Origin of the sequence: Azospirillum sp. 11R-A (assembly GCF_049472615.1) — a bacterium.
In the GTDB taxonomy this organism is placed as follows: domain Bacteria; phylum Pseudomonadota; class Alphaproteobacteria; order Azospirillales; family Azospirillaceae; genus Azospirillum; species Azospirillum palustre.
In genome coordinates, this window is sequence record NZ_JBCEBL010000001.1 from 424,078 (window position 1) to 443,358 (window position 19,281).

19 protein-coding genes are annotated in these 19,281 nt (G+C 68.1%); 8 read left to right on the forward strand and 11 right to left on the reverse strand.

Annotated features, from left to right (window positions below; all coding sequences use genetic code 11):
- The first annotated feature begins 104 nt into the window (after positions 1–104).
- Complete coding sequence (locus tag VH569_RS02060; RefSeq protein WP_423313622.1) at positions 105–1,478, forward strand: PQQ-dependent sugar dehydrogenase; 1,374 nt, start codon at positions 105–107, stop codon at positions 1,476–1,478.
- 4 nt (positions 1,479–1,482) lie between these two features.
- Here VH569_RS02060 and cowN read toward each other — a convergent pair whose 3' ends face one another.
- Positions 1,483–1,779, reverse strand: a complete 297-nt coding sequence (cowN, locus tag VH569_RS02065) for a N(2)-fixation sustaining protein CowN (protein ID WP_423313624.1) — start codon at positions 1,777–1,779, stop codon at positions 1,483–1,485.
- Positions 1,780–2,015: 236 nt separating this feature from the next.
- Here cowN and VH569_RS02070 point away from each other — a divergent pair, with 236 nt between their 5' ends.
- Positions 2,016–3,506, forward strand: coding sequence for a hypothetical protein (locus VH569_RS02070; RefSeq protein ID WP_423313626.1), 1,491 nt, complete (start codon positions 2,016–2,018; stop codon positions 3,504–3,506).
- Here VH569_RS02070 and VH569_RS02075 read toward each other — a convergent pair.
- The 5 genes from VH569_RS02075 to VH569_RS02095 all read right to left on the reverse strand — a co-directional run bounded on the left by VH569_RS02075 (position 3,495) and on the right by VH569_RS02095 (position 7,686).
- Positions 3,495–4,226: a LytTR family transcriptional regulator DNA-binding domain-containing protein gene (locus VH569_RS02075; RefSeq protein WP_423313628.1), complete on the reverse strand. Its 732-nt coding sequence runs from the start codon at positions 4,224–4,226 to the stop codon at positions 3,495–3,497. The two genes, VH569_RS02070 and VH569_RS02075, sit on opposite strands and share 12 nt — an antisense overlap.
- Before the next feature lie 130 nt (positions 4,227–4,356).
- Positions 4,357–5,133 (reverse strand): RNA methyltransferase, encoded by a 777-nt coding sequence (locus VH569_RS02080; RefSeq protein ID WP_109047974.1) that lies wholly within the window; start codon positions 5,131–5,133, stop codon positions 4,357–4,359.
- A gap of 51 nt (positions 5,134–5,184) precedes the next feature.
- Positions 5,185–6,315: a UDP-3-O-(3-hydroxymyristoyl)glucosamine N-acyltransferase gene (locus tag VH569_RS02085; RefSeq protein ID WP_423313631.1), complete on the reverse strand. Its 1,131-nt coding sequence runs from the start codon at positions 6,313–6,315 to the stop codon at positions 5,185–5,187.
- Positions 6,316–6,409: 94 nt separating this feature from the next.
- Positions 6,410–6,874 carry a cupin domain-containing protein gene (locus VH569_RS02090; RefSeq protein ID WP_423313633.1) on the reverse strand — a complete coding sequence of 155 codons (465 nt, stop codon included), beginning with the start codon at positions 6,872–6,874 and terminating at the stop codon, positions 6,410–6,412.
- Between the two features lie 128 nt (positions 6,875–7,002).
- A complete protein-coding gene (locus tag VH569_RS02095; RefSeq protein WP_423313635.1) occupies positions 7,003–7,686 on the reverse strand; it encodes an OmpA family protein in 684 nt (227 codons plus the stop codon).
- Positions 7,687–7,739: 53 nt separating this feature from the next.
- Between VH569_RS02095 and VH569_RS02100 the strand changes: the two genes are divergently transcribed.
- The 3 genes from VH569_RS02100 (at position 7,740) to VH569_RS02110 (ending at position 9,976) form a co-directional block, all read left to right on the forward strand.
- Complete coding sequence (locus VH569_RS02100) at positions 7,740–8,777, forward strand: DctP family TRAP transporter solute-binding subunit (protein WP_423313637.1); 1,038 nt, start codon at positions 7,740–7,742, stop codon at positions 8,775–8,777.
- 168 nt (positions 8,778–8,945) lie between these two features.
- On the forward strand, positions 8,946–9,485 hold the full coding sequence (locus tag VH569_RS02105) for a hypothetical protein (RefSeq protein ID WP_423313639.1): 540 nt from the start codon (positions 8,946–8,948) through the stop codon (positions 9,483–9,485).
- A complete protein-coding gene (locus VH569_RS02110) occupies positions 9,482–9,976 on the forward strand; it encodes a hypothetical protein (RefSeq protein ID WP_423313641.1) in 495 nt (164 codons plus the stop codon). Before VH569_RS02105 ends, VH569_RS02110 begins: the two co-directional genes overlap by 4 nt.
- An 86-nt stretch (positions 9,977–10,062) precedes the next feature.
- On the opposite strand, the gene acs is transcribed toward VH569_RS02110, so the two are convergent.
- Positions 10,063–12,003 (reverse strand): acetate--CoA ligase, encoded by a 1,941-nt coding sequence (gene acs / locus VH569_RS02115; protein WP_423313643.1) that lies wholly within the window; start codon positions 12,001–12,003, stop codon positions 10,063–10,065.
- Positions 12,004–12,406: 403 nt separating this feature from the next.
- Between acs and VH569_RS02120 the strand changes: the two genes are divergently transcribed.
- On the forward strand, positions 12,407–12,631 hold the full coding sequence (locus VH569_RS02120; protein ID WP_423313645.1) for a hypothetical protein: 225 nt from the start codon (positions 12,407–12,409) through the stop codon (positions 12,629–12,631).
- Positions 12,632–12,690: 59 nt separating this feature from the next.
- Here the strand turns inward: VH569_RS02120 and VH569_RS02125 are convergent, their stop codons facing one another.
- From VH569_RS02125 to VH569_RS02140, 4 genes are all read right to left on the reverse strand, one after another.
- Entirely contained in the window at positions 12,691–13,110 is a 420-nt protein-coding gene (locus VH569_RS02125) for an EVE domain-containing protein (protein WP_377808687.1), read from the reverse strand.
- Between the two features lie 17 nt (positions 13,111–13,127).
- Positions 13,128–13,412 carry a YciI family protein gene (locus VH569_RS02130; protein ID WP_098739117.1) on the reverse strand — a complete coding sequence of 95 codons (285 nt, stop codon included), beginning with the start codon at positions 13,410–13,412 and terminating at the stop codon, positions 13,128–13,130.
- A gap of 138 nt (positions 13,413–13,550) precedes the next feature.
- Positions 13,551–14,180 (reverse strand): 3'-5' exonuclease, encoded by a 630-nt coding sequence (locus VH569_RS02135; RefSeq protein ID WP_423313648.1) that lies wholly within the window; start codon positions 14,178–14,180, stop codon positions 13,551–13,553.
- Between the two features lie 38 nt (positions 14,181–14,218).
- Positions 14,219–14,821, reverse strand: coding sequence for an NUDIX domain-containing protein (locus VH569_RS02140; RefSeq protein ID WP_423313650.1), 603 nt, complete (start codon positions 14,819–14,821; stop codon positions 14,219–14,221).
- A gap of 262 nt (positions 14,822–15,083) precedes the next feature.
- On the opposite strand from VH569_RS02140, the gene VH569_RS02145 reads away from it, so the two are divergent.
- Together VH569_RS02145 and acnA are read left to right on the forward strand one after the other, a co-directional pair.
- Positions 15,084–16,127, forward strand: a complete 1,044-nt coding sequence (locus tag VH569_RS02145; protein ID WP_423313652.1) for an SAM-dependent methyltransferase — start codon at positions 15,084–15,086, stop codon at positions 16,125–16,127.
- Between the two features lie 389 nt (positions 16,128–16,516).
- The gene (gene acnA / locus VH569_RS02150) at positions 16,517–19,207 is read left to right on the forward strand and encodes an aconitate hydratase AcnA (protein WP_423313654.1); all 2,691 of its coding nucleotides are present in this window, start codon (positions 16,517–16,519) and stop codon (positions 19,205–19,207) included.
- Positions 19,208–19,281 lie beyond the last annotated feature (74 nt).

Genomic DNA, 19,281 nt, shown 5'->3' on the forward strand with positions numbered 1-19,281 from the left:
GCGTTCGTACAACGGCTGGGGCATCGTCCCCATATTCACGTCCGATATTTGTCATGCCGGCCCGCCCCCTTCGCCCTCGCCTCCGCCGTGAAAGCGCCCGTCCGATGGCCGACCGCCGCCCCCCGCCGCCCAAGCCTTTCCTGCTCGCCATTCTGCTGGCTTTGGCCGCCGGCCCGGCCCTGGCGCAATCGGCGCTGACCGGCCCGGTGCGGTCGGACCCGATGCAGACGGTCGGCGCCGAGGTGCATGTGCGGATCGAAACCCTGCCGAAGCCCTATGCCACGCCCGCGGTCGCCAACGAGGCGGTGCTGGTGCAGCGTCCCGCCGAGCAGCCTCTGCGCGCGCCGCGCGGCTTCACCGTCACCCTGTTCCGCGACCATGTCGAGAATGCCCGCAACCTGCTGGTCCTGCCCAACGGCGACGTGCTGGTGGCCCAACAGCGGCCGGGCACCCTGACCCTGCTGCGCGATGCCGACGGCGACGGCCGGGCGGAAATGGCCCAGGTCTGGGCCGACGGCTTCGACCATCCCTTCGGCCTCGCCTTCCATGACGGGTCGGTGCTGGTCGGCGATCTGGCCGGGGTGTGGCGGCTGCCCTGGACCGCCGGGACGACCCAGGCGGGGGAACGGCGGCGGCTGACGGCGGAGGGCGCCTTCGGCAAGCGCGGCGGCCATGCCACGCGTTCCGTCGCGGTGGCGCCGGACGGGCGGCATTTCTATGTCGGCATCGGCTCGGAGGGAAACATCGGGGTGGAGCCGGAACCGCGCGCCACCATCCAGGAATTCCGCATCGACGGCAGCGGCCAGCGCACCTACGCCGCCGGCCTGCGCAACGCGGTCGGCCTCGCCTTCAAACCCGGAACCGGCGACCTCTATGCCGTCGTCAACGAGCGCGACGGGCTGGGCGACCAGCTGGTTCCCGATTTCCTGACGGCGGTGAAGCCGGGCGGCTTCTACGGCTGGCCCTATTCCTACATCGGCGACAACCCGCAGCCCGACCTTGCCGGGCGGCGGCCCGATCTGGTGAAGGCGGCGCTGGTGCCGGGGCTGCTGTTCCAGGCCCATTCGGCTCCGATCGGGCTGGCCTTCGGCGACGCCACCCATTTCCCGGAGCGTTACCGCATGGGCGCCTTCGTGTCGCTGCACGGGTCGTGGAACCGCTCGCGTCCGACCGGCTATGCCATCGCCTTCGTGCCCTTCGACACCGCGCCCTTCGACAAGAGCCGGCCGACCGGCACCTACGAGACCTTCGTCACCGGCTTCCGCGTCACCCCGGCCGCGGGGACCGCAACGGGGAGTGCCGCGGAGGGCGACGAGACCCCGAAGGTCTGGGGCCGGCCGAGCGGGCTGGCGGTGACCGCCGACGGCGCCCTGCTGATCGCCGAGGACGCCTCCGGCACGGTCTGGCGCGTCGCCTACGCCGCGGCGGACAAGGAGGCCGAGAAGGAGCCGGCAGCCAGGACGGCTCCCAGGCCCTGACGGCTCAGCAGCACTCGTCCTCCAACTGGCGCAGCATCGCCAGCCCGTCCTCGTCGTCATGCTCCTCGAACAGGTCGGCGATGTAATAGATGTTGGCGCAGAGCAGGCACAGCCCGTCGGCCTGCCGTTTCTGCGGGTCCTCGGCCACCGCCAGCTTGGCGCGGAACCGCTCCCAGAAGGCGTTGGTCTTGGCGGGGTCGTCGATGTGCCTGTACAGGCGGTCGATGATGCGGCGGCTGTTGCCCTCGCAGTCGATCCCCTTGAACGAGACATAGCGGTCGGGCGCGTCGATGCTGTCCACGGAAGCGGGCTCCTCATTCTGGTTGGCAGGGGCCGGTTGGCAGGGGCGGGGAAGATTGGCCCGATGTTTCCCCGCCGGCATGCCTGCGATCAAGCGGCCCTGCACCAGCGGCATCCGGCCTGCGCGAATGGCGGGATCGCTGCATGAACGGAACCGTCGCCAAGGCTTGACCGCGGCCCAGTCCACGGACCACTCTCGCGCCACGGATGCAACCGGCGGGCGATTGGGACGGAGATATGGCGGTCCAGGACTTAGCGGTGGCGGCCGGGCATTTCCGCGAAGGGCGCCGGCAGGAGGCCTACGATGCCTGCGCCGCGATTCTGGACCGGGAGCCGGAGACCGGCGACGCCTGGCAGCTCTCCGCCATCGTCCGCTTCCAGCAGGGGACCGGCGGCGCGGCGGATGCGGTCGCGCGCCAATGCCGTGCCTGCGCCTGCGACCCGGCCCGCGCCGACTATGCCGCCAACCTCGCCGCCATGACGAAGGCCGGCGGCGACACCGGGGCGGCGATGGTCTGGCTGCGCCGCACCGCATTGCTGACCCCGGCCGATCCCACGCCGTGGCGCCGTCTGGCCGCCGCCCGCCGGCAGGCCGGCGACCGGGCGGGCGCCGTCGATGCCCTCCGCGAGGCCGCCGCCCGGCATCCGCTGCGCTCCGACCTCCATACCGAGCTCGGCGCGCTGGCCTTGCAGCAGGAGGACGGAGCCACGGCCGTGCAGGCCTTCCGCAACGCCCTCGCCCTCGCCCCCGGCGATGCCGCCGCCCTGCGCAATGCCGGTGTCGCGGCCCTGCGTCATGGTCCGGCGGAGGCATCGGTGGGCTGGCTGTCCCGGCTGCTGGCGGTCGAGCCTGACCATGAGGACGGCTTCTGCGATCTGGCCCTGGCGCTGCACCGCCGGCAGATCGCAAGCGGTGGAGCCCGCTGGCGGCATCACGACCGGCGGCGGTTTCCGCCCGCTCCCGGCCGGCTGCGGATCTATTACCGGCTGAGCGACCGCGGAAACCCCAAGGAGAAGATCGCCGGCCCCTTCGCCTGTCTGGCCAATTTCCTCGACGTCTTCCGTCCGGCCGCCGACGAGCTGCGGGTGATCGCCGACAATTGCCGGGACGATACGGTGGAGCGGGTGGAGGCGATGCTGGCCCAGGCCGGCTGCCTCGGCTCCGACGGGACCGTCGTCCAGCGCACGACGCTGGGCCATCACGGCTCCTTCCTGCATGCCAAGGCGCTGGCTCTGGCCGACCTGTCAGACCGCCAGCATGACCGTGACGCCATCGTCTATTTCCTGGAGGACGACTATCTGCATCTGCCGGGCGCCCGCGCCCTGCTGGCGGAGGGGCTGCAGATCGCCGATTACGTGACGCTGTACGACCATGCCGACAAATACGCCGACCCTGCTGCCACCGGCCTCGATGGGGTGATCGCGGCCGGCGGCGAAGAAACCTGCGTGCTGCGCCGGCCGCTCAGCCATTGGAAATTCACCGCCAGCACCACCATGACCTGGGCCTGCCGGCTGTCGACCCTGCGTGACGACAGCGCTGTCTGGGACCGCTTCTGCATCGAACGGCGGTCCATCGACTATTGCCTGCACTACACGCTGGGAGCGGCCGGCCGTTTCCTGGCCTGCCCGCTGCCGGGCCATGCCACCCATGGCGAACCGAACTGGGCCTCGCCCGGCCGCGACTGGCCTGCGCTGGCGCGGCAAATGGAGCAGCGGCTACAGCGCTAGCCGTTTCTTCAGCGCCTCGGCCCGGTTGCGGCTGACCGGCACGCGGGGGGCGCCGGGGGCGGCCATGACGAAGGCGGCGCGGCCGTCCTGCCGCTCCACCGCACGGGCATGGCGCAGGTTGACGATGTAGCCGCGATGGGTGCGCACGAAGGACCGGGCGTCGAGCCGTGCCTCCAGCTCCGACAGGGGAAGGCCGCAGAAGAAGGCGCCGTCGGCGGTGTGGACGGTGGTGTAATGGCCGTCGGCCTGGAGATAGACCGCATCGGCCGGGTCGAGCAGCACGATCCCCTGCCCCTTCTCCACCGGCAGCTTGACCAGCGGTTCAGGTGCCTGCGATGCGGGAGCTTGCGATGACGGGATCTGCGCATCGGCGGCTGATGGCCGCGCCGCCTCCATCAGCATCAGGGCGGTGACCGCGCTGCTCTCTCCCGCCGCGGTGGCAAGCGCCAGCGCGGTCGCCTTCACCACCAGCACCCGGCCGGGCAACGCCACCATCATCGAACAGGCCGATGCCGGGGCGGCGGGATCGGTGGCGGCGGCCATCAGCAGTTCCACCTTGGCGCGGTGGGAGGGCGGGTGCAGGTCGTGCAGATAGGCGCCGACCAGCCCGGCCGCGCGGTCGCCCAGCAGCCGCACCGCCGCCGGGTTCAGGGCCAGCACGCGCCGCGCGCTGTCCAGCAGCACCAGCCCGACATCCATGTTCTGCAACGCATAGTCCATGGACGCCCACTATAGCGGTACTTGCGGCTTAGAGTGTGATCGGTTCAAGCGGAATCGCTTGAAGCGTGAATCACACGGAAAACCAAAAGCTTAGAGTCTGTCTGGTGCTTCAATAAGCATCAGACAGACTCTAACTCCCGCCTTTCCGCTTGTCGCCCTCGACCAAGGCGGTGACGACGCCGTGGAGGGTGCGCACCTCCTGCTCGGTCATCTCCATCCGCTCAAAGGCGTTGCGCAGGGTGCGGATCATCGAGGGGCGCTTCGCCTCGCTGGTGAAGAAGCCGGTGCGGTCCAGCGACGCCTCCAGCCGCTCGAAGAAATTCACCCGCTCCGCCATCGTCGCCGGACGGGTCTGGCCGGTGTGCAGGAAACGGTCGGGCGTGCGGTCACCGGCCTGGAACCACTCGTAGCCGATCAGCAGTACCGCCTGCGCCAGATTGAGCGAGGAGAAGGCCGGGTTCAGCGGCACCGTCACCAGCGTCTGGGCAAGGGTCAGGTCGTCGTTGAACAGCCCGGTGCGCTCCGGCCCGAACATCACCCCGACCTTCTGGCCGGCGGCATAGCGCTCCCGCATCTCGCCGGCCGCGACGCGCGGGGTGACGAAGCGCTGGATCATATCGCGGGTGCGCACCGTGGTGGCGAAGACCGATTCCAGATCGGCGACCGCCTCGGCCGTCGTCTCGAAGATCTTCGCATTGTCGATGACGAGGTCGGCCCCGGACGCCGCGGCATTCGCCTTCGGGTTCGGCCAGCCGTCCCGCGGCTTGACGAGCCGGAGGTCGGTCAGCCCGCAATTCAGCATCGCGCGCGCGCAGGCGCCGATGTTCTCGCCGAGCTGCGGCTGCACCAGGATGACGGCCGGGCCGCCAAGGATCGATTCACGGGTGGGGTTCTGGCCGGAGGTCATGGGAACGATTGTGGTTGAACGATGACGGGCGAAGACGGCCGGATCGCCGGCCTATTCCTGCTGCTCCGCCGGCTCCGCCTCGGCCTTCACCGGGCCGCCGTCGATGGCGGTCAGGCGCGCCTTGAGGTCGGCGACGTCGGCGAACAGGCGCTTCAGGCGGGCGAGGCCCTTGTATTGCTCGAAGGCGCGGGTGCGCGGCACGGCGGGATAGCCCATCCACACCGACTTCGGCGGAATGTTGCTGCCGACACCGGAATTGGCCGCCACCACCGCGTCGCTGCCGATCTTGATGTGGTCGGCGACGCCGACCTTGCCGGCCAGCACCACGCGGTCGCCGATCACCGTGCTGCCGGCGATGCCGACATGGCCGCACAGCATGCAGTTGGTGCCGACCTGGACGTTGTGGCCGATCTGGACGAGGTTGTCGATCTTGGTGCCGTTGCCGATGCGGGTGGCCGTCACCGTGCCGCGGTCGATGGTGGCGCCGGCGCCGATCTCGACATCGTCGCCCATGATCACGGTGCCGATGGAGTTCACCCGGCGGATCAACACGTTGGTGCCGACGACGCGGCCGGTGGTCTTGGCGGATTCGACGCTGCCCGGCTCCGGCGTGACGAAGCTGAAGCCGTCATTGCCGATGGCGGCGTTGGGATGGACGATGCAGCGGGCCCCCATCTCCACCCGTTCGCCGATGCGGGCGCCGGGATGCAGCAGGCTGCCTTCGCCGATCACCGCATCGGCCCCGACCGTCACATGCGGCAGAATGACCACCCCGGCGCCGATGCGGGCGCGCGGGCCGACATAGGCGAAGGGTGCGATGGAGGCATCGGGCGCCACCACGGCGTCGGGCGCCACATAGGCCTGCGGCGACACCCCCGGCTCGGCATGGACCGGACGTTCGAAGATGTCGAGCATCCCGGCCATGGCGTAGCGCGGACGCTTCACCACGATGCGGCCCTTGATGCCCTCCGGCACCTCGACCCCTTCGGCGACGACGGCGGCGACCGCCTTGCTGCCTGGCAGCAGGGCCAGCAGGTCCTTGTCCATCGCCAGCGCCAAGTCCTCGGGCCCTTCCGCTTCCGACGGATGGACGGCGCGGCGGATCGTGAGGGAGCCGTCGCCTTCGACCGCGGCGCCCAGCGCTTCGGCGATCTCGGTGAGGGTACGGGGGGCCTGGGTCATGATGGGACGCACCGGTGTCAGTGTCTTGCACGGGGGCCGTCCTGGCAGACGGCGCGGCGGACCCTAACACGGGCGTCCGGCGGATGGCGAGGTGTCAGAACGCGGTACCGGGCTGCGCGTTCGCCGCCGGCCCGCCCTTGGCTTCCGGCCGCAGCCAGCCCTTCACCCGCGCCTTCATCCGCCGCAGCAGCGGCTGGCGTGCCTGGACCGCATAGTATTTGCGCACCGTCTCCAGGATCTCCCAGGTGCCGGTGAAGCCCATCGGCAGCACCAGCGCGTCGCCAGCCTTGTATTCCCGCGGGGTTCCGCCCTCCGGCGTGATGATCACCCGGCCCGACAGCAGGACGCAGAACTCGTGATAGGGCCAGTCCTTCATCGCGACGAGGCCCGGCGTGCACTGCCACACCCCCGACCGGAAGCGGCTGTAGTCGCCCTCGAAGATGTTGCGGTGAATCTCCAGCGGCTGGCCGGACAGGATGGCGCCGAAGACCGCCGGCTTGCCGACCTCGTCGTCGGCGATGCGGTGGCTGTCGATGGGAATGGGGGTGTGATCCGGCATCGGCTCTCCCGGTCGGGGGTTGGGGTCGGGGGTTGGAGGGAAGGGGATCGCGCAGGGCCGATAGGCCCGTCGGCGCTCCTGCGCAACACCCCACCCTGCCGAAGGTTCCCGGCGGATCCGAAAAAACTTCAGCCGCCCAGATTGACGATCTCCACCCGCCGGTTGGCCGCCGCCTTCGGCTGGTCGGGCAGCAGCAGGTCCCGCGCGCCCATGCCGGACGCCTCCAGCCGGTCGGCGTGGATGCGGTGGCGAGACACCAGATACTCGACCACCGCCGCCGCCCGCCGCTTGGACAAGGCGAGGTTGGCCGCGTCGCCGCCGACGGCGTCGGTGTGGCCGACGATGCGGAAGCGGGTGGTTCCGGCCGTTCCCATCACCGCCGCCACCTTGTCCAGGATCTCCCGCGATTCCGGCCGGATGACGGCGGAGTTGAAGTCGAACTCGACCCGGAAGGCGGCGCGCAGTTCCGGCGCCTGCATGGCGGTCGGTCCGGGCAGCGGCGGCACCGTCACCGGTCCCGGCCGCTGACCAGGGGATGCGGCGGGGGATGTGGCCGGCGGCGGGGCGGCCGGCCGCTGCATCGCCACCGGGGGACAGTTGGGCCCGGTGGTGCCGAGAAGCGCCGCCTGGATTTCGCACTCGCTGGGGTTCGGCCCCATCGGGGTCGCCGGGCCGGGCAGTCCTTGAGCGAGGCCCGCGACGGGCGACGTCAGCCAGACGAAAGCGCCGAGCATGAGGCTCAGCCGCATGGCCGCATTGTTCGGACCGCGGACGGTCGCTTCAAATTGCGCGTGGAACAGTCCTGCGTGCATCTGTACGATCCCGGTCCGTATCTTTCGTATAGGGCGCTTGGGAGGAAACAAGCATGAAATCGCTGAAGGCTCTGCTCGCCGGCATCGCGCTGGCCGCTCTGACGGTTCCGGCTCTGGTTGCCGGTGCGGCGAACGCTGCCGACTACAAGGCGGAGTACAAGCTTTCGACCGTTCTGGGCAAGCCCTTCCCCTGGGGTGTCGGCGGCGACCGCTGGGCCGAACTGGTCAAGGAGAAGACCGGCGGCCGCATCAACATCAAGATGTATCCCGGCACCTCGCTGGTGAACGGCGACCAGACCAAGGAATTCACCGCACTCCGCCAGGGCACCATCGACATGGCGGTCGGCTCCACCATCAACTGGTCGCCGCAGGTGAAGGAGCTGAACCTCTTCTCTCTGCCCTTCCTGATGCCCGACCACAAGGCGCTGGATGCCCTGACCCAGGGCGAGGTCGGCAAGAAGCTGTTCGAGCTGCTCGCCAGCAAGGACGTGATGCCGCTGGCCTGGGGCGAGAACGGCTTCCGCGAGATCTCCAACTCCAAGCACCCCATCCGCACGCCGGCCGACCTGAAGGGGCTGAAGATCCGCGTCGTCGGCTCGCCGCTCTACCTCGACACCTTCACGGCCCTCGGCGCCAACCCGACGCAGATGAGCTGGGCCGACGCACAGCCGGCCCTGTCGACGGGCGCCGTCGACGGGCAGGAGAACCCGCTGGCGATCTTCGTCGCCGCCAAGCTCGCCACGCTGGGTCAGAAGAACCTGACCCTGTGGGGCTATGTCGCCGATCCGCTGATCTTCGTGGTCAACAAGGAGGTTTGGGCCAGCTGGTCGAAGGAGGATCAGGAGGCCGTGCGCGCCGCCGCCGTCCAGGCCGCTGCGGAAGAGGTCGCGATCTCCCGCAAGGGCATCACCGCCGACGACGACAGCCTGCTGAAGGAGATCACCGCCCAGGGCGTCGAAGTCGTGCGCCTGACGCCGGACCAGCAGAAGGCCTTCCAGACCGCCACCCAGCCGGTCTTCGACAAGTGGGCCAAGCAGATCGGCCCCGATCTGGTGAAGGCGGCCCAGGCCGCCATCGGCGAGCGGAAATGACCGTCCGTTCGCTTGGCTGACGAATGCGGCGCCCTGCGGGGCGCCGTTTTTCAGGCCCAATTGTCTGGCCCGGTTTTTTAAGCTTCTGAGGCACTTGCTTGTGATGCGTGCCCAAGCGGATTGCGCTACAACTCCCCCACTGCCGAATGGTTTGCGGAGCGGGCGCGTATGACGTCGGAAATGCTGCTGGCGCTGTTCAGCATCGGCGCCACCCTGCTGTTTCTGGGCATCCGCCGCGGCCTGATCCTGCGGACGGACCGGGAAATCCGCCGCTGCGGCGCGACCCTGACCGCCGAACGCGACGCGCTGGAACTCCAGGCCAACGAGCTGGAGGCCATGCAGGCCGAAATCGAGGCGACGAAGGCAAGGCTGGTGGAGTTGTCGACCGACAAGCTGGTCCTCAACCGCCGCAGCGGCAAGCGCACCGCCGCCGCGCGCCGCTTCATCCACGAGATCGGCCGGCCAGAGCCGGGGCGCAACCATTTCACCTTCCGTCTGGCGATGACCCCGGGCTTCGCCGCCCGGCCCGATGCCAAGGTCGTGGTCCACCCCGCCATCTGGCGCTTCGGGAACGAGGCGCAGGTCTGGGCCTCCGACTTTGCCGCCGCCCAGATGCTGACCCGCAACATCTTCCACGAGGGCGTGGGCGTCACCGTCTCCAGCGAGGAGGCGGACGAAGACGCTGTTGCCGGGGCCTCCGCACCATGAGCCCCGTCTGGCTTCTGGGAGCCGTCACCAGCCTGGTCATCGGTGTGCTGGCCGAGCGCATCCTCGGCATCCGCGCCCGCCGCCAGTCGGAGAAGCTGACCGCGCTGAAGGAGCGGCTGAACGTCTACGCCAACTACGCCAAGCTCGCCTCGGTCCGCCGGGTGGAGGCGGAGGAAACCCTCGCCGGCCTGCGCCGCGAGGCGGCGGAGGTGGAGGGCGAGATTTTGTCGTTGCAGTCGGCCGTCACCGACGATGCCGCCTTGACGCCGATGGAGTTCTATTGCGTCGACCGCGTCGCCCGGTCCAGCGGCCCGCTGTGGTATGTCGCGGTGGAGGCGCTGGACGCCACCGTCCCCTGGACCGGCATCCGCACCTATGCCATTGCCGCGGATAGTGCGGAAGACGCCCGCAAGCGGATCGTCGAACGCCACCCCTCCCCCACTGCCTTCACCATCTCCCCCGCCGCTCCGCTGGTGCTGCCGGAGCGTTGAGGATGGTCGTACCGTCGGGGCAAGGGCCTGACACGACAAAAGAAGGGGCGCCCCACCGGAGCGCCCCTTTCTCATGAAATCCGCCGTCAGGCGTTGTTCATGCGGTTGTCGATCAGATCGGTCACCACGCCCGGATCGGCGAGCGTCGAGGTGTCGCCCAGGCTGTCATGCTCGTTCGCGGCGATCTTGCGCAGGATGCGGCGCATGATCTTGCCCGAACGGGTCTTCGGCAGGCCGGGAGCCCACTGGATCAGGTCGGGCGAGGCGATCGGGCCGATCTCCTTGCGGACCCAGGCGACCAGTTCCTTGCGCAGTTCCTCGGTCGGCGTCTCGCCGGCGTTCAGCGTGACGTAGGCGTAGATGCCCTGGCCCTTCAGGTCGTGCGGATAGCCGACGACCGCGGCCTCGGCGACCTTCGGGTGGGCGACCAGCGCGCTTTCGACCTCGGCGGTGCCCATGCGGTGGCCGGACACGTTGATGACGTCGTCGACGCGGCCGGTGATCCAGTAATAGCCGTCGGCGTCGCGGCGGCAGCCGTCACCGGTGAAGTACTTGCCGGCGAAGGTCGAGAAGTAGGTCTGGATGAAGCGCTCGTGGTCGCCGTAGACCGTGCGCATCATGCCGGGCCAGGCGTCGGCGATGCAGAGGTTGCCCTCGGTCTCGCCGTCCAGGATCTGGCCTTCGTTGTCGACGACGACCGGCTGGACGCCGAAGAAGGGCTTGGTCGCGGAACCCGGCTTCTGGCCGATGGCGCCGACCAGCGGGCTGATCAGGATACCGCCGGTTTCCGTCTGCCACCAGGTGTCGACGATCGGGCAGCGGGCGTCGCCGACCACATTGTAATACCACAGCCACGCTTCCGGATTGATCGGCTCGCCGACCGAACCCAGGACGCGCAGGCTCGCGCGCGAGGTCTTCTTCACCGGGCCCTCGCCTTCACGCATCAGCGAGCGGATGGCGGTCGGGGCGGTGTAGAAGATGTTGACCTTGTGCTTGTCGATGACCTGCCAGAAGCGCGAGACATCCGGGTAGGTCGGGATGCCTTCGAACATCAGCGTTGTGGCGCCGTTGGCGAGCGGGCCATAGACGATGTAGCTGTGGCCGGTGACCCAGCCCACGTCGGCCGTGCACCAGTAGACCTCGCCGTCCTTGTAGTCGAAGACATACTGGTGGGTCATCGACGCATAGACGAGATAGCCGCCGGTGGTGTGCAGCACGCCCTTCGGCTTGCCGGTCGAGCCGGAGGTGTAGAGGATGAACAGCGGATCCTCGGCGTTCATCTCTTCCGGCGGGCAGTCGGCGGAGACGCTCTCCATCTCCTCGTGGTACCAAAGGTCGCGGCCCTCGGTCCAGGCGACGTTGCCGCCGGTGTGCTTGACCACCAGCACATGCTTGACCACCGACGCGCCGGCCACCGCCTTGTCGGCGTTGGCCTTCAGCGGCACCTTGCGGCCGCCGCGCAGACCCTCGTCGGAGGTGATGACGAAATGGCTGTCGCAGTCGACGATGCGGTCCTTCAGGCTGTCGGGCGAGAAGCCGCCGAAGACGATGGAGTGGATGGCGCCGATGCGGGTGCAGGCCAGCATCGCATAGGCGGCCTCCGGGATCATCGGCAGATAGATGGTGACGCGGTCGCCCTTCTTGACGCCGTTCTTCTTCAGCACGTTGGCGAGACGGCAGACCTTCTCGTGCAGTTCCTTGTAGGTGATGGCCTTGGAAACGCCGGGGTCGTCGCCTTCGAACAGGATTGCGGTCTGGTCGCCGCGGGTCGCCAGATGGCGGTCGATGCAGTTGGCCGACACGTTCAGCGTGCCGTCGTAGAACCAGCGGATATGGACGTCGTCGTTGAAGTTGACGTCCTTCACCTTGCTGTAGGGCTGGATCCAGTCGAGCCGCTTGCCCTGCTCGCCCCAGAACGCCTCGGGGTCCTTGACCGACTGCTCGTACATGCGGGCGTAGGCTTCCGCATTCACATGGGCGGCGGCCGCGATCTCGGGCTTCACCGGAAAGAAGCTGTTGTCGGTCATGAGTGCGATTCCCCCGTGGTGCTTCCGGTATTGGCCGGAAGATGATTGGAGGGCGGCGGGCCGCCGCCCGGAATTGAGCGGCATTATCCACACAAGTTGCGGGACGAACAAGCAGATCGGCCCCCGCAGGCCCCCCGACCAAAGGAGGATTGTGTCGCTGATTTTGCAGCGCGAGACTGTTTCTTCCCCAAGCATACCGAGGCATGCCAAGGCCTCCGTGACCGCGCCGCCAACCAGGCCGGAAGGGCAGCAGTCCGACTCCGCGACCATCCGCCGCGCCGCGGCGCATCATGCGGGGATGTCTGTCCTGTAACGGACGATCCCTTGCTTAACCCGACCTTAACCCGCCGGCAGCTATAGAGTTGCTGCATTACGGTAACGATCAGCGGCGGCAAGGATCGCAATGCCCAGCACCACGAACGCGGACGATCTTCCGAAAGCCGGCGACCGCAGCGACCGTCTCGCCGGAATGGCCGACCGCACCAGCCTGATGGCCATCGACGCCACGCTGCGTACGCTCGGCGGCCCCCTCGACGCCGTCTCGGCCGCCGGCATGGCGGACATCGCCCGCCGCATGCTGCAGGCGACCAACGACTTCCACGCGGCGATGCAGGAAGCGGCCGAGTAGGTCTTTCTGCGAAGAACAGGGCGGCGGAGAGCGGGGCCGCCGTCGCCCCGCTCGGCCCCTCAGGCCGGCACGCCGACCCCCGCCAGATCGCACACCCGCGCCCACTCCTCGTCGGTGACCGGGCAGACCGACAGCCGCGACTGACGCACCAGCGCCATCGACTGAAGTTCCGGATCGGCCTTGATCTGCTTCAGCGTGACGGGCGTCTTCACCGGCATCACAGGCGCCACGTCGACCATGCCGAAGCGGCCGGCCTCGTCGCTGGGGTCCGGGTAATAGGTGCGGACGATCTCGACGATGCCGACGATCTCCAGCCCTTCGTTGGAGTGATAGAAGAAGGCGCGGTCGCCGACCTCCATCGCCTTCAGATTGTTGGACGCCTGGTAATTGCGCACCCCGTCCCAATGGGTCCGGCCATCGGCGACCATGCGGTCCCAGGAATATTTGAACGGCTCGGATTTCACCAGCCAGTAGGCCATCGCCAGCGCTCTCCCGCTCAGGCCTTGGGGTAGACGCGGCGCCAGGGCCGGATCGTCACGCTGTCGAACAGGCCGGCCTTGGCATAGGGGTCGCCGTCGGCGAACGCCTGCGCGGCGGCGGCATCGGCGCACTCGACGATCAGCAGGCTGCCGACCATGCCGCTCTGGTCGTCCGACAGCAGCGGGCCGGCGGCGAAGATGCGGGCGGCATTGGCTTCCAGATAGGCCAAATGCTCGGTACGGTTGGCGGCGCGGACATCGGCGGCACCCGCCTTGTCGACGCAATGGAACATGAACAGCATGCGGTTCGCTCCTTCACACGGTGGAGCGGGAGCCTAGATCGGATCGCGAAAAATCGGAATCGATTTGAAGCGCAAAGCCGATCGCAAAATTCGAACGCAGGGGAAGCTGGGGGGAAAGCGTCGACTGAAGCTTGCCGGTCACGCCACCACGCGCGGGCGGCGCGGCGGCGCCTTGCCGCCCTTGCAGGGGGAATAGCCGCCGGGGGCGATGCGGCCCAGGCGGATGCCGGTGCGCTCGATCTCGCCGAAGCCGCCCAGCCCCATCTCCAGCGCCGCGGCCAGCGCGATGCGGCCGCAGGCCTCGGCGTCGCTGCCGGCATGGTGGTGGTGAAGCGCGATCCCCAGGAAATCGGCCAGATGGTTCAGGCGGTGTCCGGTCAGGGTCGGCCAGGCCCGGCGCGCCATCATGACGGTGCAGAGATAGTCGCAGGCCGGCAGGTCCAAGCCATAGTCAGTCAGGGTATGGCGCAGCACGCTGACGTCGAAGGCGGCATTGTGGGCCAGGATCAGCCGGCCCTGCACCCGCTCCCGCAAGTTTGCCCACACCTCCGGGAATTCGGGCGCGTCGGCCACGTCCTCTTCGCGGATGCCGTGGATGGCGCTGTTGAAGGGGTTGAAGCGCGGTTCGCGCGGGCGGATCAGATGCTCTTCCGTCCCGGTCACGCGGCCGTTCTCGATCCAGGCGACGCCGATGGAGCAGGCGCTGGTGCGGGTCTCGTTGGCGGTCTCGAAATCGATGGCGACGGCGTGGCCGGAAATGACGGTCATTGAGGTCCGATTTGTTGGCGGTTCAAATCGCCGGCAGGTCAGAGGCGGAGAATGCCGGCGAGATCCTCGGGCAGCGCGTCTTCCGCCGCCAGCACCCGCAGCTTCAGCAGGCTGGCCACCGCCATGGCGTCGGTGATGGCGCCGGCCAGCACCATGTCGATCACCTCGGCGAAGGGCACGCGGCGCACGGCCAGCACCTCGGTCTCGTCGGGGGCGGACTCGCCCTGCTCCATATCCCAGGCGACGAAGGTGTGGGCCACCTCGTCGGTGATGCAGTTGGACAGGTGCAGCGTCATCAGCGGCATCCAGCGCCGCGCCGTCAGGCCGGTTTCCTCGCGCAGCTCGCGCGCGGCGGATTCCTGCGGCTCGACGCCCTTGCGCCCGCCGCCCTCGGGGATTTCCCAGCTGTATTGCTTCAAGGGAAAGCGGTACTGGCCAACCAGGGTCACCGTGCCGTCGGCATGGACCGGCACCACGCCGGTGGCAAGACTGCGGGGATGGACGACGCCGTAGATGCCGGGAGAGCCCTTCGGGGTCAGAACCTTGTGTTCGACCACCTCCATCCAGGCATTCTCATATTTCGTCGTGCTGGTCAGCACGGTCCAGGGATTGCCGGTGGACTCACCGGTTTCGATCGGCACGCGAAGCCCCCTTCGTCGGTTGCGACGGGAGTATAGGGAGGCGCCCCGGCTGCCGCAATGGCCGCACAGGGCGGGTGGACAGACAAAAACCGGTAAAATTTTTCGACAATTGGCGAAAACGAAGTCGAAATCGTTAAATAATGGTTTCTTGACAGACAAATCAGGCCAACCTACTTCTAAATCACGGTGCCGAATGTCGTGACTATACCCAAAAGTGGTAGATTGGTGATCCGCCGCTTGACCTGGAAAGGGCAGATGCGTGGTGCCGCAGATCAGTCCGCAGGATTTGGAGAGGTGGCGTAACCCCGACTGGCGCATCCGTTTGGCTGCGTGGTGGGAAGGCTATGACCTGTCCCGCCTGCCCCGCATTTCGAACCGGGCCGACCCACGCGCTCTGGCGGGCCGCCGGCAGCCCGGCCCGGTCGATGCGGTGGGCAGCGCCACACCTCCGGCGCCGTCGGGCGCAAGCGCGCTGCCGACACCGCCCACCGGCAACCCGGAACTGGACCGGCTAGCGTTGATGCAACTCGACCGTCACGGCGAGCCGGTCTGGTCGCCGGCGCGCAGCGAGGGGGCGCAGCTTCTGTGGGGCCAGGACATGACCGGGCCGGAGGAAGCGGCGTGGATGGTCGATTCCGTCCGGTCCTTCGGGCTGAACCCGGCCAAGAGCGTGCTGGACCTGTCGGCCGGCCTGGGCGGCACCGCCCGCGCGCTGGTGCAGAGCTGCGACACCTGGGTGACCGGGCTGGAATCGTCGCCGCTGCTGGCGAAGCTGGCGATGGACCGGTCGAAGGCGCTGGGCCTGTCGAAGAAGGCACCCATCGCCCATTACGACCCGGAGCATTTCAACCAGGCCGGCAGCTTCGACCTCGTGATGGCCGACCGCATCCTCCACCGCGTGCGCGACAAGGACCTGTTCCTCGACCGGCTCGGCGACTGCGTGAAGCCCAAGGGCGGCATCGCCCTGTACGACTATGTGATCGACGGGACCCCCGGCTCGTGGGACAGCTGGAACGGCTGGCGGGAGGAGGAGCCGATGGAGGTCTATCCCTGGACCGCAACCCGCATGGCCGACGAACTGACCCAGCGCAACCTCGACCTCCGCATTTCGGAGGATCTGACCCAGCTGCACCGCCGCCACATCATCGACCGCGTGCGCAAGCTGGCCGACACATTGGCTGCCGCCGCGCCGCCGGCACCGGTGCTGACCGCGCTGAAGCGCGAACTGGCACTGTGGTGGGCAAGGCTGCGGGTGCTGGGCAGCGGGTTGCGCTTCGTCCGCTACGTGGCGATGAAGCCCGCCTGACATGGCCGCCTGACTTGGCGCACCCAATGTTCATATGAGTAAAGAAAGAAACCGCGTCGCGGTCATAGGATGATAGACGAGCCATGCCGTGGCCAGTCGAACGGGCTGCGACCGGATGGCCCCCTTACAATCATGCTCATGACCGTGCCCATGCCCGTGCTTTCTTGGAGCCATGCGTTTGATCTGCCGGGACCCCGCCCTACATCTTGGCTGGATGACGTGCGGGCGCCGGCATGGCTGCCTCAGTCTTTTGGATGATCCTCAAGTCATTTGACCGATCGTCTTGCGGACCGTCATCACCTGGACCGTAACCGAAGCGCTCTCCCAAGCGCCGATCAAGGCGCATGCCCGACCCAAAGGCCCCAATTCAAGAATTAAGGAGGCTTCCCGTGACCACCTTCACCGGTCAGGATTCGCTCAAGACCCGCCGCTCGCTCAGCGCGGGCGGCAAGAGCTACGACTATTTCAGCCTGAAGGCCGCCGAGGAGGCGGGTCTCGGCGATCTGTCGCGGCTGCCGTTCTCGATGAAGGTGCTGCTGGAAAACCTGCTGCGGTTCGAGGATGGGCGCACCGTCTCAGTCGACGACGTGAAGGCGGTGGCCCAATGGCTGGTCGACAAGCGGTCCGACCGTGAAATCGCCTATCGCCCGGCGCGCGTGCTGATGCAGGACTTCACCGGCGTGCCGGCGGTCTGCGATCTGGCGGCGATGCGCGAGGCAATGGCGTCGCTGGGCGGCGATCCGACGAAGATCAACCCGCTGGTGCCGGTCGATCTGGTCATCGACCATTCGGTGATGGTCGATTACTTCGGCGGCAACGATGCCTTCCAGAAGAACGTCGATCTGGAGTTCGAGCGCAACCTGGAACGCTACGAATTCCTGCGCTGGGGCCAGAAGGCCTTCGACAATTTCCGCGTGGTGCCGCCGGGCACCGGCATCTGCCATCAGGTCAACACCGAATATCTGGCCCAGGTCGTGTGGACCGACGGCGACCCGTCGGGCAAGCCGGTGGCCTATCCCGACACGCTGGTCGGCACCGACAGCCACACCACCATGGTCAACGGCCTGTCCGTGCTGGGCTGGGGCGTCGGCGGCATCGAGGCGGAGGCCGCGATGCTGGGCCAGCCGATCTCCATGCTGATCCCGGAGGTCGTCGGCTTCAAGCTGACCGGCCGGCTGAAGGAGGGCATGACCGCCACCGACCTGGTGCTGACCGTCACCCAGATGCTGCGCAGGAAGGGCGTGGTCGGCAAGTTCGTCGAGTTCTTCGGGCCGGGCCTGGACAGCATGACGCTGCCCGACCGCGCCACCATCGGCAACATGGCGCCGGAATATGGCGCCACCTGCGGCATCTTCCCCATCGACGCCGAGACCATCCGCTACCTGACCTTCACCGGCCGCGATCCCGACCGCGTGGCGCTGGTCGAGGCCTATGCCAAGGCGCAGGGCATGTGGCGCGAGCCGAACAGCCCCGACCCGGTCTTCACCGACGTGCTCGAACTGGACATGGGCACGGTGGAGCCGTCGCTGGCCGGTCCGAAGCGCCCGCAGGACCGCGTGCCGCTGTCGGCGGTGGCGCAGGGCTTCGCCAAGGACATGACCGAGGCCTACAAGGCCGACGATCCGAAGAAGGCGGTTGCGGTGAAGGGCGCCGACTACAGCCTGGAACAGGGTGCCGTCGTCATCGCCGCCATCACGTCGTGCACCAACACCTCCAACCCGGCGGTGCTGGTCGCCGCCGGCCTGCTGGCCAAGAAAGCGGTCGAAAAAGGGCTGACGCAGAAGCCGTGGGTCAAGACCTCCCTGGCGCCGGGCTCCCAGGTGGTCACCGACTATCTCGCCAAAGCCGGGTTGCAACCCTATCTCGACCGCATCGGCTTCAACATCGTCGGCTATGGCTGCACCACCTGCATCGGCAATTCCGGCCCCCTGCCCGACGCCATCGCCGCGGCAGTGGAGGAAGGCAACCTCGTGGTCGGTGCGGTGCTGTCGGGCAACCGCAACTTCGAGGGCCGCGTCAACCCGCACACCCGCGCCAACTACCTCGCCTCGCCGCCGCTCTGCGTCGCCTATGCGCTGGCCGGCAACCTGAACATCGACCTGACCACCGATCCGCTGGGCACCGGAACCGACGGCCAGCCGGTCTATCTGAAGGACATCTGGCCGAGCAACCGCGAGGTGCAGGACGCCATCGACGCCTCGCTGACCGCCGAGATGTTCCGCAGCCGCTATTCCGACGTGTTCAAGGGTCCGGAACAATGGCAGGCCATCGCCACGGCGGAGGGCCAGACCTACCAGTGGCAGGACGGCTCCACCTATGTGAAGCTGCCGCCCTTCTTCACCGGCCTGACCAAAACGCCGGACCCGGTGTCGGACGTGCGCGGCGCGCGGGCGCTGGCGGTGCTGGGCGATTCCATCACCACCGACCACATCTCCCCCGCCGGCTCGATCAAGAAGACCAGCCCGGCGGGCGAGTATCTGCTGAGCTATCAGGTCCGTCCGCAGGACTTCAACAGCTACGGCGCCCGCCGCGGCAACCATGAAGTCATGATGCGCGGCACCTTCGCCAACATCCGCATCCGCAACGAGCTGATCCCCGGCGTCGAAGGCGGCGAGACCAGGCATTACCCGTCGGGCGAACGGCTGCCGATCTACACCGCCGCCATGCGCTACGCCGACGAAGGCGTGCCGCTGGTGGTGGTCGCCGGCAAGGAATACGGCACGGGATCGAGCCGCGACTGGGCGGCGAAGGGCACCCGGCTGCTGGGCATCCGCGCGGTGATCGCCGAGAGTTTCGAGCGCATCCACCGCTCCAACCTCGTCGGGATGGGCATCCTGCCCTTGCAGTTCAAGGACGGCCTGACCCGCAACGACCTGAAGCTGGACGGGTCGGAACGCTTCGACATCGCCGGGATCGAACAGGACCTGCGCCCGCGCAAGGACGTCACCCTGACCCTGACCCGCGCCGACGGCACGGTGGAGACCCACCCGCTGCTGCTGCGCATCGATACGCTGGACGAGGTGGAATATTACCGGAACGGCGGCGTGCTGAACTTCGTGCTGCGCAATCTGGCGAAGTAAGGCTGCCGGAGTTCGGATGGGACAAGGGCCGCTTCCCGGTGGGGAGCGGCCCTTTTTCCTGCCGGCGCAACCGA